Here is a 14754-nt window from a genome sequence, read left to right as displayed (position 1 = left end):
GATGTTTGTGAGCGGCGGCAGGTACGCCGCCGCTCATATCGATCACGCGTCGAACTTCAGGAGCAGAACATGTCTCTAGCGCTCAGAGATCGAGAAGCGGTAACCGCGACGAAAATCGTCAAGCCCGCCATGCTGAAAGAAATCTTGCCGCGTGGCACACGCCAGCGCCAATGCGTAATCGAATCGCGACGTGCAATAGCGGAAATCCTGCATGGCGCAAGCGATCGGCTGCTCACGATCGTCGGCCCTTGTTCGGTGCACGATCCGCACGCTGCGCTCGAATTCGCCGAGCATCTCGTCGACGAGCGGCGACAGTTGGCCGACGACATTGAGCTTGTGATGCGCGTCTACTTCGAGAAGCCTCGCACCACGATCGGCTGGAAGGGGCTCATTAACGATCCGTTGCTCGACGGCAGCTTCGAGATCGAACGAGGGTTGCAAACGGCGCGCCAACTCATGCTAGACATCACCGGCATGGGGTTGCCGATCGCAGTCGAGTTCCTCGATTTGACCACGCCTGCCTACTTGTCGGATCTCGTCAGCTGGGGCGCCATCGGCGCGCGCACCACGCAGTCTCAGGTACACCGCGAGCTCGTATCGGGCCTGCCATGTCCGGTCGGCTTTAAGAACAGCACTGAAGGCAGCGTGCAAGTAGCGATCGATGCGATCCGCGCCGCCAATCAACCGCATCGCTTCCTTGCAGTCGACAGCGACGGTGAGCTGGCAAAGGTGACGAGCGCGGGCAATCGCGATTGCCATCTCGTGCTGCGCGGCGGCAAGCAGCCCAACTACGACGCATGCAGCATCGATACGGCCGTGAGCGCTCTGAAGGCTGCCGGCTTGCTCGCCCGTGTCGTCGTCGATGCGAGTCACGGCAACAGCGGCAAACGTCACGAAAATCAATTGCTCGTTTGCGACAGTCTCGCCGCGCAGCTTGGCTTCGGCGACGACCGAATCGCAGGGGTGATGATCGAATCCAATCTCGTCGAAGGACGTCAGGACGTCGAACCGGGCAAGCCGCTCGTCTACGGCCAAAGCATCACGGATAGCTGCATCGGCTGGAGCGACACCGTGCATTGCCTCGACAAGCTCGCACATGCCGTTCGCGAGCGACGCCTCGTGCGCATGCTCGAAGACGCTGCGTCGGTCGTCCGCTTCGCGGCGGCATGAACGGCAGACCCGAACACGGACGTCATACGCGCGCCGCATCGCATCCGTGCGGCCTTGTCCGGCCGCGGACGAGGCCATTGATGCGGCGTGCTTTCACCGAACGGAGCGCGAAATGACCGACCTATCCATTGGGCGCGCGCCGACGCCGAACGACGAGATCGCTCGGCATCGCACCGCCATCATGTCCATTGATGAACGATTGATCGCATTGCTGAACAAACGGCTCGATCACGCACAAGCGATCGGCCATGCAAAGCGCTCGATGGGCGAGCGCGTGCACCAGCCTGCGCGCGAACAGGAAATCCTGGCCTCGCTCGACGAGTGCAGCTCGGGGCCGCTTGCGCATTCACACGTGCGCGCGATCTGGACCGAGATCTTTCGCATTAGCCGCACGTTGCAGGAAGGGCCGACGGTTGCGTTTCTCGGGCCGGCCGGCACCTATACCGAAGACGCGATGCACACGCATTTCGGTCATAGCGTGCAAGCGCTGCCGTGCGACAGTGTCGATGCCGTGTTTTACGCGATCGACGCAGGCTCGGCCCGCTATGGTGTGGTTCCGATCGAGAATTCCACCGAAGGGACCATCATGCGCACGCTCGATCTCGTATTCGACAAATCGATGCAGATATTCGCCGAGGTCGCGCTGCCGATCTCGCATTGCCTGATGTCGGCCGATGGTCGGATGGATGACATTACGAGCGTCATCGCGCATCCGCAGGCGCTCGGACAATGCCGCCGTTGGCTCGATACGAATCTGCCGCACGTCGAGCGCACGCTCGCGGCCAGCAATGCGCACGCGGCGCAGTTGGCAAGCACCACGCCGGGCACGGCCGCGATAGCCAGCCGCCGCGCGGCCGCGCGCTATGCGCTGACAGTGCTTGCAGCCGATATTCAGGACGAGCGGCTCAACAGCACGCGGTTTTCGATCATAGGCAAGCAAGCTGCTGCGCCACGCGACGACGAGCGCACACTCATCGCCGTTGAGCTTGAAAACGACACAGGCGCGCTCTTGCGCTGTCTCACTCCGTTCGCGGCGCGTTGCATCGCCATCACGCGCATCGATTCCCGGCCGCTCAAAAGCGAACTTTGGGCTTACCGGTTTTTCATCGAAATCGGCTGCTGCCGACATCACCCCGACCTGCTCTACGCGTTGCACGAACTACGTACCGTCGTCACGTCGCTGCGCGTGCTGGGCGCATATGCGGCGACGGCCGGATTCGGCGAACAGCACGCGCAACACGGAATCAAAATTCCTGTCGCGCTGCACGCAATCAATCAGGATTCCTCTCATGCAAACTGAATTTGAACGGACCGCGCGACGCGTGAACGCGATCTTCACTGGCTATGACACGCGTGCGATCGTCATGCTGCGCGCCTGCCCGGCCTTGTTGCGCGACAAGGATGCGTTGCGATGGTTCGCCCGCGTGCGAGAAAGCTATGCAGACGAACTCGAACTGCTATTGCTCTACTCGCCGCCGAACAGGCCATGCAGCGTAACGGGCGATCCAGCCGCATTAGGAGCCAGCAGTTGGCCACTACGGCGGGATTCAACAGGCACGGGCGAAATCGTCTGGCCCGCGTCCGATGTGCACTGTCCGCTCGCCGCGCAGATCGGACGCATGCATAACGGCACGCAAGCCGACACAGCAACGGTTTCGACCTGGACGCTATGCGAGCCGCCGCAGGAATCGGACGGCACGGGATCGAGCGCGCCGCCAACCTTTCTCGAGGCGCTCTGTGCGTCGCGCCAGGTCGGTTGGCTGCTGCCGTTCAGGCCGGACGCGAGCGCCGAGCAGTTGGCCGCGGCGGCGCATCTCGACGTCGGTGACTTGTCACGTTCGGTGATTGATTTGAGCGCAATCGAAGCGATGACTAGCGCGACCATTGCAAAACAGGCGCATCGGGCCGTCGGCGAACTTGTGACGAGCGAGCGAGCGCCGTGCGGCATTGCACTGGGGCCAACGGCATCTGCGGGACTTGCGCCGTCAGACGCACACGCATGGCAGGTCGACGCCGTCGAGGCACTGCTCGACGAAATCGCCAATGCAGTGACGACGCGTTGGGTTACGGCATTCACGCGTTCGGCATTCTCATTGCGCTCGCGGCTCTGATTCAAGGACGCGCTCGCGTCAACGAAAACCGCATGCCGGCCAATAAAAATATGATGCCCGCGCCCGGCAACACCAAGCCGATGACAGGCTGGCCGAGCGCGCCGAAACACAAAGGCCACAGCGACGCCCCGACATTCTGCAAAATCGTCCGCAAACCGATCACCCGCCCGACATCCCGTTGCGCCGCGACGTCATGAACCAGCGCGAGAAGATTCGGTTGCGCCGTACCGAGCGCAAGCCCTAAAAATACGGCGAGCACGCACATCGTCACGAAACTCGTGTGCCACGGATAAGCAGCAAAGCACATACACGGCTTCCCGATACGCAATATCGGTATCGTTTGCGACCATACCGAAGAAATCGATTTAATAAAAAATTCATCAACAATCCGAAAAAATCAACCCTCCTTTCTTTCCAGGAAAGGATTCATACCCATTATCGAATGCATCTGCTGAGCGATGCTGGAGACTGTCTGGTCGAATTAACTCGGAAAGCGGGCAGCGCTTCACTGGAGCGCGAACGATACGCGGTGGATCGAAACCGCTGCGAATTCGGTTCGGCGACCACGGTTTCCGAATGTCGGTTAGCCCCAAACCGGCCGCACGGCTACGGTCTTGTGCGACTGCCGATGTGAGCCTGGCAAAAAAATGGGCAGCTGCCCCGGCGCTGGCCGGCAGCAGCTGCCCATGTGCGGCTCATGCAGAACCGCTGTGCGACGCAGCAATATCGCTCAACGCGACATCATGTTCATACTGACGTTATGCATGACCCACATCGAGCCAATGATCAGGATTCCTACGGTCACCACCGTATAACTGAACGCCACCACATTCCAGCGCTGGCTCGACGACGCATTCATATGCAGAAAATAAATCAAATGAACGACGATCTGCACGAACGCAAGCGCCGCAAGCGCGACAATCGATTCGCGTGGCGGCAGCGCACCGCTCAGCACGAGCCCGAACGATGCAGCCGTCAATACAATCGATAGAATAAATCCGGTGATATAACCGCCCACGGTACCGTGCGCTTCGCCGTCGTGAGAAAGATGCGAATCAGCCATTTAGATCACGCTCGCGAGATAAACGAAGGTAAAGACGCAAATCCAGACGATGTCGAGGAAGTGCCAGAACAGGCTCAAGCAGGTAAGCCGGCGGATATCCCGCTCGGTCAACGCTGGGCGGCGCAGCGCCTGAAATGCGAGCACGGCCATCCACAGCAAGCCGGTGGCAACGTGCAGGCCGTGCGTGCCGACCAGCGTGAAGAACGACGACAGGAACGCGCTGCGCTGCGGCCCCGCGCCTTGCCCAATCAGATGCGAGAATTCGCGCAGCTCCAGCACGAGAAACCCCGCGCCGAGCAAGAACGTGATGGCCAGCCAACCGAACAGCGCACCGCGTCGTCCACGTTGCGCACCGATCATCGCCAACCCGTATGTGATGCTGCTGACGAGCAGTAGCGCTGTCTCCACCGCCACGCCGGGAATGTCGAACAAATCGGCCGCGCTCGGGCCGCCCGCATACTGCCGGCCGAGCACCGCAAACACCGCGAACAGCGCGGCAAAGATCACGCAATCCGTCATCAGATACAGCCAGAAGCCGAATACAGAATGAGACGGCGGATGATCGTGGTCGTGCGCATTGGCGTGCTCTGCCGCGCTCAAGGATAGATATGCCATCAGTTGGTCTCCAGTTCGACGTTCACCGGCCGCATCTTGCGTGCACCGCCCAACGCCTCGATCTCGCGCACCTCGTCGGCCGGAATGTAATAGCCTTCGTTATCGTTCGAGCTATAGACGATCACCGTTGCGACGACGCCGACTAGACCGGCAATCGCGAGCCACCAGATGTGCCACACCGCGGCAAAACCGAGCACCAAGCTGAACAACCCGACGAACAAGCCAGCACTCGTATTCGACGGCATATGGATGTCGCGATATTCCGATTGCTTGCCGATACCGAGGCCGCGCTCCTTGCGATACGCATATTCGTCGAGTTCGTGCACGACCGGAATCGTCGCGAAATTGTAGGCCGGCGGCGGCGACGACATCGCCCATTCGAGCGTGCGGCCATCCCATGGGTCGCCCGTCAAATCGCGGTTCTCCGGCAGATGACGATCGCGGATACTGACGACGAGTTGCAGCAACTGGCACGCGATGCCGATCGCGATCAGCACGGCGCCCGCCGCCGCGACGATCAGCCAAGGATGCCAAGCGGGATTGTCGTAATGGTTCAGGCGGCGCGTCATGCCCATGAAGCCGAGTACGTAGAGCGGCACGAACGCAACATAGAAGCCGACCTGCCAGAACCAGAACGACGCTTTGCCAAGCTTTTCGTTCAGCTTGAAGCCGAACACTTTCGGGAACCAGTAGTTAAAGCCCGCGAGATAGCCGAACAGCACGCCGCCGATGATCACGTTATGAAAGTGCGCAATCAGGAACAGGCTGTTGTGCAGCACGAAGTCCGCACCTGGAATCGCCATCATCACGCCTGTCATCCCGCCGAGCGTGAACGTCACCATGAAACCGATCGTCCAGAGAATCGGCGTCGAGAATTCAAGCCGGCCGCGATAGATCGTAAACAGCCAGTTGAATACCTTCACGCCGGTCGGAATTGCAATGATCATCGTCATGATCCCGAAGAACGCGTTGACGTTCGCGCCCGAGCCCATCGTGAAGAAATGATGCAGCCACACGAGAAACGACAGCACCATGATCGCGCAGCTCGCGTAGACCATCGTCTTGTAGCCGAACAACGGTTTTTTCGCGTAAGTCGCAACGACCTCCGAGAAGATTCCGAACGCAGGCAGGATCAGGATGTACACCTCGGGGTGTCCCCAAGCCCAAATCAGGTTCAGGTACAGCATGGCGTTGCCGCCGGCATCGTTCGTAAAAAAGTGCATGCCGAGATAGCGGTCGAGGCCGAGCAGCGCAAGTGTCGCCGTCAAGATCGGGAACGATGCCATGATCAGCACGTTCGTGCACAACGCCGTCCATGTGAACACCGGCATCTTCATCAGCGACATACCGGGTGCGCGCATCTTCAGGATCGTCACGAAAAAATTGACGCCCGTCAGCAACGTCCCGACGCCGGATATCTGCAACGCCCACAAATAGTAGTCGACACCCACGCCCGGACTGAATTGTAGTTCGGACAACGGAGGATAGGCGAGCCAGCCCGTTTGCGCGAATTCCCCGACGACAAGCGAGATGTTGATCAGGATCGCGCCGACCGCCGTCAGCCAAAAGCTCAACGAATTGATGAACGGAAACGCGACATCGCGCGCACCGATCTGCAGCGGCACGATGATGTTCATCAGACCGACCATGAACGCCATCGCCATGAAGAAGATCATGATGACGCCATGCGCGGTGAAGATCTGGTCATAGTGATGCGGCGGCAGATAGCCAGGCGCATGATACGCGAGCGCAAGCTGCATGCGCATCATGATCGCGTCGGCGAAGCCGCGCAACAGCATGATCAGCGCGACGATGATATACATCACACCGAGTTTCTTGTGATCGACCGTGGTCAGCCATTCGGTCCACAGCCATTTCCAGCGGCCGGTCACCGTCAGCGTGCCGAGTATGCCCAGCACGACCAAGCCCATGAAGGCGCCCGCGCTCATGATGATCGGCTGATCGAACGGGATCGCCGAAAGTGTCAGTTTGCCGAACATGCGTTACCCCTTCGTTCCGCAAGCCGCATCCTTCAAATCGAGGACGTGACCGTTGTTGTACTTCGCGATGATGTTGTTAAACAGCCGCACGTCCACTGTCGAGTAGTAGCGCACCGGCTCCTTCTCGCTCGGTTGCGCGAGTTGGCTGTATGCCGTCATGTCCAGATGGTTCGACGACGCGCGCACCTTGGCAACCCACGCGTCGAATGCATCCTGCGGTGTCGCGAGCGTGCGGAATTTCATGTCGGAAAAGCCCCGGCCGCTGTAATTCGCCGACATCCCGGCGAAATCGCCGGGTGCATCGGCGATTAAATGCAGCCGCGTTTGCATCCCCGCCATCGCATAGACTTGCGTGCCGAGCTGCGGAATGAAGAAAGAATTCATTACCGCATCGGACGTGATCCGCAGATTGATCGGCGCACCAACTGGAACCGCCAACTGGTTGACCGACGCAATGCCGAGATCGGGATAGACGAACAGCCACTTCCAGTCGAGGGCAACGACCTCGACATTGATCGGCTTGACCTGCGATTCGAGCGGCCGGTATGGGTCCAGCTCGTGCGTGGTCTTCCAAGTCAGCACGCCGAGGAACAGAATGATCAGCGTCGGCACCGTCCAGATCACCACTTCAATCGCGGTCGAATGCGCCCACTTCGGCGCATAGGTCGCATTGCGGTTCGATGCGCGATAGCGCCATGCAAAGAACAGCGTCAAGAAAATTACCGGCACCACAACGATCAGCATCGCCCACGTCGACGTTGCAATCAGCGCTTTCTCCGCCGCGCCGACACTGCCCTTCGGATTCAACACGTCGAGATCGCATCCTGAGAGAGCAACGGTCAGCCCGACTCCCAGGAAAAACAATAAGCTTCTAAAAGCCTTTCTTTTCATCATATTTGCCTAATTGATGCATAGATACTCCGAATGCGCGAGCGCACGTCCGATGCGCGGAATTGGCCGCATCATACGGTGCTCGAATTAGACATGCATCCGTCTTCCGTGAAAATCACCTTTACGAATTCCAAGATGTGACACGTTGACGCATACGTTTTTGAATGCGCGCTCCATCGCTGATTCACGGGTGGCGAAAGCACTTCAGAGCGGTGTCGCGCAACGTTACGTTTACTACGTTGCCGTATGCGGAAATCGCATCCGTCTTCATACAACCGTATGGCATGCCGACGCAGGGAACATCACACTCGACACGAAATCTCACAGGACCGTCCGAACGGTCGTACCTGCGACGTCGTTTCAGGTGGCGCTTGGTGGAAAGGGAGAGAAAAGAAGGGGGCTGATTACACCCAGGCGGATGCCGACGCGTTGCAATACAATCAGCTTCGCGAGACAGTTCTACGAGGCAACAATTATTTCTATCGGGATAGGTACTATGAAAAGCCGCCTGACCGTATTTGACGAAATACCCTTATCGCTCTCCGAACTTGTTGGCGAAGGATTGTCCGAGTTCAACGCTAGAACCAAAGGTCCGTCAAACCTCAAGAATCTTGCTCTATCTATAGAGGGGGCGGACGGTCATGCTGGTGGGCTGATCGGTCACACCGCGTGGGGATGGCTGTTTATCAAATGGCTTTACATAGCAGAAAGTGCTCGTGGTCAAGGATACGCCTTTGATTTATTGGAACGTGCCGAGCAAATCGCTATAGAGCGAGGATGCCACGCGGCTTGGATCGACACCTTCAATCTCGATGCCAAGAGAATTTACGAACGGTTCGGGTTCACGGTTTTTGGTGAACTGCCCGACTTCCCGTTAGGACATACCCGGTACTTTCTCCAGAAACGGTATAGCGAAAAGACTTTCGTTTAAGCCTTTCCACTCACCGGCATTAGAAAAACACTAAACGATCTCAACAAAATTTTTTTGATTCGCTACTGATGCACCTCGTTGGCATGCGGCATCCGAAAGAAAGCACGACGCACCGTGCTCAAAGCCTTGCCGCGATCCGCGAGCCTTGATCGATCGCGCGCTTCGCATCAAGCTCCGATGCCAACTCCGCGCCGCCGATCAGGTGCACCGGCACGCCCGCGGCCTTCAGCGGCTCATACAGCGAGCGATCCGATTCCTGTCCCGTGCATAGCACGATCGTGTCCACCTCGATCACGGTCCGATCCTTGCGCGCTTCACCAAACGTCACATGCAGCCCCGCATCATCGATCAATTCATAGTTCACGCCGCCGATCATCTCTACACCCTTCATCTTCAGCGTTGCACGATGAATCCAGCCGGTCGTCTTGCCCAGCCCCTTGCCGAGCCCGGTTGCCTTGCGTTGTAACAGCGTGACGCGGCGCGCGGGCGGCGACACCCGCGCGCGCGTCACGCCGCCACGCTCGAGCGCGGGATCGGTGACGCCCCATTCGGCCTTCCATGCATCGAGATCGAGCGCTGGCGATTCGCCATCCTGAACGAGAAACTCGGATACGTCGAAGCCGATCCCACCTGCGCCCACCACCGCGACACGCTCACCGACCGGTTTGTTACGCGCAAGCACGTCGATATAGGTCAGCACTTTCGGATGATCCTGGCCTGGGATGCGCGGATCGCGCGGCGTCACACCGGTCGCGAGTATGACTTCATCGTATTTCGCGGCGATCAGCTCGGCCGGCGCGATACGTCGATTCAAATGCAACACCACCCCGGTCAATTCGATCTGCCGTCCGAAATAACGCAGTGCCTCGTGGAATTCCTCCTTGCCCGGAATCCGCTTGGCCATGTTGAACTGCCCCCCGATCTCGGCCGCCGCATCGAACAAATCGACGTGATGTCCGCGCTGCGCGAGTACCGTCGCGCATGCCAGGCCCGCCGGCCCGGCACCGATCACCGCGATACGCTTGGCTTTCGCCGCTCGCACATAGTTCAGCTCGGTCTCGTGACAGGCACGCGGATTCAACAAGCACGATGCGACCTTATTCTTAAACGCGTGATCGAGGCACGCCTGATTGCAGCCGATACAGACGTTGATTTCGTCGACGCGCCCTTCGGCCGCCTTTTTCACAAACTCAGCGTCGGCGAGAAACGGCCGGGCCATCGACACCATGTCCGCGCAACCGTCGGCCAGAATCCGCTCGGCGACTTCGGGCCGGTTGATCCGGTTCGTCGTTACGAGCGGAATGCCGACCTCGCCTTTCATTTTTTGCGTCACCCATGCGAACGCGCCACGCGGCACCGACGTCGCGATCGTCGGCACCCGCGCCTCGTGCCAGCCGATCCCGGTGTTGATCAGCGTCGCGCCCGCGCGCTCGATGGCCTTTGCGAGCATCACGACTTCGTCCCAGTTGCTACCGTCCGGAATCAAATCGAGCATCGACAACCGGTAGATGATGATGAAGTCACGGCCGACGGCCTCGCGCGTGCGCGTCACGATCTCGACCGGCAGGCGCATCCGGTTTGCATACGATCCGCCCCATTCGTCCTTGCGATGGTTGGTATGCATCGAGATGAACTGATTGATCAGATATCCTTCCGATCCCATGATCTCGACGCCATCGTAACCCGCCTCGCGCGCAAGCGACGCGCAGCGCACGAACGCGCGGATTTGCCGCTCGATGCCGCGCGCGGTCAGCTCGTGCGGCGTGAACGGTGAAATCGGCGATTGGATGCGCGAAGGTGCGACCGCGAACGGATGATAGCCGTAGCGCCCCGTATGCAGAATCTGCAGCGCGATCTTGCCGCCGTGCGCATGCACCGCGTCGGGAATCACGCGATGCCGCCGTGCCGCTGCCGCCGTCGACAACGTGCCGCCGAACGGTTTCGTCCAGCCGGCGACATTCGGCGCGAAGCCGCCCGTGACGATCAGGCCGGCGCCGCCGCGCGCGCGCTCGGCGAAATAGTCGGCAAGACGCGGCAACGTCTTGCGGCTGTCCTCGAGGCCAGTGTGCATCGACCCCATCAGCACGCGATTGCGCAGCGTCGTGAAGCCGAGATCGAGCGGAGCAAGCAAATGGGGAAACGGGGTCGTCATGGTCTATCGAACGGAAAATGGTTGTGTGCACATCGTAAGCGCAACCCCGCTTGTCCGTGAGGGGGCAAACAGCCATAATACTTGTCATTTTCGGCCAATCTTGGCCATTTATCATGGTGCGACGCACGATCAAGGACAATCTGGGCCTACGGCGGCCGACAATCCCGGTCGCCTATTTGCGGCATTTGCTGAAGGTCTTCGAGGAACGCGGCATCGATCCGCGCGACGCGCGCGCGGGCACCGGGCTGCACGACGATGTGCTCGACGAGCCGAACGCGCGCGTCGCGCCATCGCAATGGGGTCGGCTCGTGCTGAATGCAATGCGGCTGAGCGGCGACGAAGGCATCGGCTTCGAACTCGGCCTGCGGCTGCGCATGTCGGTACACGGCTTTCTCGGCTACGCGGCGTTGACCGCAGCTGATTTGCGCACGTCCCTCTCCGTCAATGCGCGTTACTTTCGGATGCGCAATCGACAATACCGGCTGCAATACACGGAGCGCGAGGACGGCATGTTGCTGGCACTGCACGGCGTCCAGCCGAGCCCGGTGCTCCAGCATCATGCGATGTTCGAGATCGTGCTCACCGGCATTGCGCAAAACGTGAGCACGGTCACGGGACGCCCGGACCCGCCGATCGAGTTGCAATTCACCTGGCCCGAACCGGACTATTACACGCGCTACCGCCATCGGCTACCGCCCGTGCGTTTCGGTTGTGCAGCCAATGCGCTATGGGTAGCGCGCAGCGCGCTCGACTGGCCGCTGCCGCTTGCCGACGAAATCGCGCATCAGCAGGCGCTCGCGCAGGTCGAACGCGAATATGCTCACGTGCGTCACGACGAAGGCGATCTCGTCGCGCGGGTGCGCGCGGAGCTGGTTCTGACCGAACGCGGCTATCCTGACCCTGACGAGTTGGCCAAACGTCTGCTGATGTCGACGCGCACTCTGCGGCGGCGCCTGCTCGACGCAGGCTCCGGCTATCGCTCGCTCGTTGACGAAGCGCGGCTGCGCGACGCACGCCATATGTTGCGCGCATCCGACCTTGATCTGAAGACGATCGCCGAACGCCTGCAATTCACCGATCCGGCAAATTTCACGCGCGCGTTCCGCAAATGGACCGGGCAAACACCCAGCGCATACCGGCGCGACGAACAAGCGCCCAACTATTGAGTGCGACGTGCGTTGTTTTCCAGGCGCAGACCGGTCAGCCTGTCAATCGGCGGTCGTCAATTATTGCGGATTGCTTTCTTTTTCATCCCAGGAATATTCGGCTACCCAAGCAATTCCCCGGCGATACGGCACTTGCCACACCCACGCCGTGCGTCAATATGTCGGTGCTCATGACAGCACATCCATACAGGGCTTCCTGGTATGCGCCGGCGGCTGGCCACTAAATCAAGCCGGTCGAGAATCTTATTCGAGCAGCAGCGTGCGCAATGCGCGCTATACACCCGCCGAATTGTTCAAGTTGTACCCGCGCTAACGGTTCGTTCCTTCCCCAATCGGTCCATCGCAAATTATCGGGCGACGTTCGCACTGCATTGCAATGCGTCTTGCATTCGGCAATGCCGCCGGCAGCACACCCATCTTGCTATAAAAATATAGCTATATTAAAGTAGCGAACATGACCAAGAACGCACATCTCCAATTTGCCTGCCGACTTCGCGGCGCAGTCACCGGGCTCAGCCGCCGTCTGCGCCGCGAAGCGCAGAACCATGCCGATCCCGTACAGTTCTCGCAACTTCTGCTGCTCGGCGCGATCGACCGTCTCGGGGGCGATGTCACTCCGTCCGAACTGGCGGCGGCGGAGCAGCTACGCTCGTCGAATCTCGCCACGTTGCTGCGCGAACTGGAAGGCAACGGCCACATCGAGCGCCACGCCGATCCGCACGACGGCCGAAAAACCCGCGTGTCGTTGACCGCGGACGGCAAGCGCCTGCTCTACGGCAATCGAACGAAGCGCGAGGAATGGCTCGTGCGCGCAATGAACGAATGCCTCACCGCCGACGAACGCGCGTTGCTCGTCGCCGCAAGCCCGCTGCTCGAACGGCTCGCGCAATACGAAGACGCGCCGGGCGGCGAGCCTTCCCTCCCCTCTCGCAGGAGTTTCCGATGAAAACCGCACTGATCGGGCTCGACTACATCGTCGACATCATGCATCCCACCGGCAAGATTGCACGCAGTGCTGCGCATGCGGCACTGCGCAACGTCGTCGGCCGCTTCAACCAGGCGCTGTCGATTGCCGCCCAAAAGGACTGGCTGCGCATCGCCGTCAAAGTCGGCTTCGAACCGGGCTACCCGGACCTGCCCACGCACTCGCCGATGTTCTCTCGTGCAAAGGAATTCGGCGCGCTCGACTTGAGCGGCCCCGGCACCGCGTTTCATCCGGATCTCGACGCAGGCGCGGTACAACTCGTCGTCGTCAAGCCGCGTGTCAGTGCGTTCTACGCAACCCGCCTCGAGGCTGCATTGCGCGCGAATCGCGTCGAGCGCGTGATCGTCACGGGTGTCAGCACGACATGGGCGGTGCAGGCCACGACCCGCGACGCGCACGATCGCGACTACGACGTCCTCGTGCTCGAGGATGCGTGCGCCGCCGCGACGGACGACGAACACCAACGCTCGATCGACATGCTGCGCGGCATCGCGCGAATCGTCACGGTCGACGAGCTGGCGACACTCTGAGCCTATCGGCAACGCCACGGAGCGCCGAGATGCGCGACATGCTAGCCGCCCGGATCGCCGGCGCGCTGAACCTGCCGGCGTTGCGTCACACGCTCGCGGTGTGCATACCGGTTATCGCGTCCTACGCGGCGACCGGCGATACGCGTTGGCTATTGGCGGCAATCGCGACGGTGTCGGTCACGATTGCCGTCGAGCGCGTCGGCGTCGCGCCGCTCGGCGCGCTCGTTCACGGCGCGGCAATCGTCATCGGCTTTCTGTCGCTGTCGCTCGCGCTGAGCGGGTGGCCAACGTTCGTTGCCGGCTGCGCGGCGCTCGCCGCGGCCGCCGTCGCGTTATCACGCTTCGGTGCACGATTGCGCTCGCTCGGCAACTTCATCTTTATCCCATCGCTGTATCTGACCTGCGAAGCCGCTGCCTCGCGCCACCAGGCGCAATCGCTGATACCCTTTCTATGCGCGGCAATGCTGCCGCCCGTCGCGCTCGCTTGCATCAACACGCTGCGCAGCGCGCCCGCCGGACAGCGCATGCGTATGCTCGCGCGCCTGCACGATGCGCGCGATCTCGGCCCGCGCGTCGCGCCGGGCGACGCGACGCAAACGGCTATCGCGGCGATGCTTGCGGTTTCCGCCGCCGCGATGCTCGTCGAATGGCGTCACATCGACAACGGGCAATGGGTGATCTGGTCGGCCGCGAGCGTCGTGACCGGCACTGTGTCGAGTGCGCACCGCAAGCTGCGCGATCGTACCCTGGGCGCACTGGTGGGCGTGCCGAGCGGGCTCGCGATCGGCATGCTGTTGCCGCACGGCACGCTCGTCTACATGCTCGCAACGCTCGCGTCGATCGTCACGCTCGTCGCGTTCCGCCACTATGCAACCGGTTTCGGCGCACGCTGCGCTTGCATCGCATGCGCGTCGTGGATCGCGCAGCAGTCGGCGGCGATTGCCGCCGAACGCGTCGCCGACGTGCTGCTTGGCGGGGCGATCGGCATCGCGTTCGCCCTGGCAACGCACCGGCTCGCGGTTCCGCTCATGCAGAGGTGCGCCTCCCGCCCGCAACGGCATCGGGCTCATTGACGGCGCGCTCCAGACGCTTTGTTTCGTTATCCGAATCCTGGCTCGGCCTCAAGCCGCCGCGCACCGG

14 protein-coding genes are annotated in these 14754 nt (G+C 60.8%); 8 read left to right on the top strand and 6 right to left on the bottom strand.

The features are described from left to right. The first annotated feature begins 69 nt into the window (after window positions 1–69). The 3 genes from AQ611_RS17290 (at window position 70) to AQ611_RS17280 (ending at window position 3281) form a co-directional block, all read left to right on the top strand. Window positions 70–1170, top strand: coding sequence for a 3-deoxy-7-phosphoheptulonate synthase (locus AQ611_RS17290; protein ID WP_082711796.1), 1101 nt, complete (start codon window positions 70–72; stop codon window positions 1168–1170). 112 nt (window positions 1171–1282) lie between these two features. Next, window positions 1283–2470 (top strand): prephenate dehydratase, encoded by a 1188-nt coding sequence (gene pheA, locus AQ611_RS17285; RefSeq protein WP_069235491.1) that lies wholly within the window; start codon window positions 1283–1285, stop codon window positions 2468–2470. Continuing rightward, entirely contained in the window at window positions 2460–3281 is an 822-nt protein-coding gene (locus tag AQ611_RS17280; protein WP_069235490.1) for a hypothetical protein, read from the top strand. The genes pheA and AQ611_RS17280 overlap by 11 nt, the downstream gene beginning before the upstream one ends. Window position 3282: 1 nt before the next feature. Here the strand turns inward: AQ611_RS17280 and AQ611_RS17275 are convergent, their stop codons facing one another. The 5 genes from AQ611_RS17275 to cyoA all read right to left on the bottom strand — a co-directional run bounded on the left by AQ611_RS17275 (window position 3283) and on the right by cyoA (window position 7850). Further along, window positions 3283–3546, bottom strand: coding sequence for a hypothetical protein (locus AQ611_RS17275; protein WP_231936060.1), 264 nt, complete (start codon window positions 3544–3546; stop codon window positions 3283–3285). Between the two features lie 465 nt (window positions 3547–4011). Continuing rightward, entirely contained in the window at window positions 4012–4344 is a 333-nt protein-coding gene (cyoD, locus tag AQ611_RS17270) for a cytochrome o ubiquinol oxidase subunit IV (protein ID WP_069235489.1), read from the bottom strand. Then, window positions 4345–4959 (bottom strand): cytochrome o ubiquinol oxidase subunit III, encoded by a 615-nt coding sequence (gene cyoC, locus AQ611_RS17265; protein WP_059515295.1) that lies wholly within the window; start codon window positions 4957–4959, stop codon window positions 4345–4347. Continuing rightward, the gene (gene cyoB, locus AQ611_RS17260) at window positions 4959–6959 is read right to left on the bottom strand and encodes a cytochrome o ubiquinol oxidase subunit I (protein ID WP_069235488.1); all 2001 of its coding nucleotides are present in this window, start codon (window positions 6957–6959) and stop codon (window positions 4959–4961) included. The genes cyoC and cyoB overlap by 1 nt, the downstream gene beginning before the upstream one ends. Before the next feature lie 3 nt (window positions 6960–6962). After that, the gene (cyoA, locus tag AQ611_RS17255) at window positions 6963–7850 is read right to left on the bottom strand and encodes a ubiquinol oxidase subunit II (protein WP_069236357.1); all 888 of its coding nucleotides are present in this window, start codon (window positions 7848–7850) and stop codon (window positions 6963–6965) included. Between the two features lie 145 nt (window positions 7851–7995). On the opposite strand from cyoA, the gene AQ611_RS26165 reads away from it, so the two are divergent. Continuing rightward, window positions 7996–8781: a GNAT family N-acetyltransferase gene (locus AQ611_RS26165; protein WP_197517149.1), complete on the top strand. Its 786-nt coding sequence runs from the start codon at window positions 7996–7998 to the stop codon at window positions 8779–8781. Window positions 8782–8899: 118 nt separating this feature from the next. Here AQ611_RS26165 and AQ611_RS17245 read toward each other — a convergent pair whose 3' ends face one another. Further along, the gene (locus AQ611_RS17245) at window positions 8900–10933 is read right to left on the bottom strand and encodes an NADPH-dependent 2,4-dienoyl-CoA reductase (protein ID WP_069235486.1); all 2034 of its coding nucleotides are present in this window, start codon (window positions 10931–10933) and stop codon (window positions 8900–8902) included. Between the two features lie 113 nt (window positions 10934–11046). Here AQ611_RS17245 and AQ611_RS17240 point away from each other — a divergent pair, with 113 nt between their 5' ends. The 4 genes from AQ611_RS17240 (at window position 11047) to AQ611_RS17225 (ending at window position 14687) form a co-directional block, all read left to right on the top strand. Continuing rightward, window positions 11047–12099, top strand: coding sequence for an AraC family transcriptional regulator (locus AQ611_RS17240; RefSeq protein ID WP_069235485.1), 1053 nt, complete (start codon window positions 11047–11049; stop codon window positions 12097–12099). A gap of 454 nt (window positions 12100–12553) precedes the next feature. Continuing rightward, window positions 12554–13045 carry a MarR family winged helix-turn-helix transcriptional regulator gene (locus tag AQ611_RS17235; protein WP_069235484.1) on the top strand — a complete coding sequence of 164 codons (492 nt, stop codon included), beginning with the start codon at window positions 12554–12556 and terminating at the stop codon, window positions 13043–13045. Continuing rightward, the gene (locus tag AQ611_RS17230; RefSeq protein WP_069235483.1) at window positions 13042–13614 is read left to right on the top strand and encodes a cysteine hydrolase family protein; all 573 of its coding nucleotides are present in this window, start codon (window positions 13042–13044) and stop codon (window positions 13612–13614) included. Before AQ611_RS17235 ends, AQ611_RS17230 begins: the two co-directional genes overlap by 4 nt. Window positions 13615–13643: 29 nt before the next feature. Further along, on the top strand, window positions 13644–14687 hold the full coding sequence (locus AQ611_RS17225; protein WP_069235482.1) for an FUSC family protein: 1044 nt from the start codon (window positions 13644–13646) through the stop codon (window positions 14685–14687). Window positions 14688–14754: the final 67 nt, after the last annotated feature.

Origin of the sequence: Burkholderia singularis, assembly GCF_001718875.1 — a bacterium.
Lineage (GTDB): Bacteria > Pseudomonadota > Gammaproteobacteria > Burkholderiales > Burkholderiaceae > Burkholderia > Burkholderia singularis.
The sequence above is the reverse complement of the archived record's forward strand: the minus strand, read 5'-3'. Positions and strand labels throughout refer to the sequence as shown.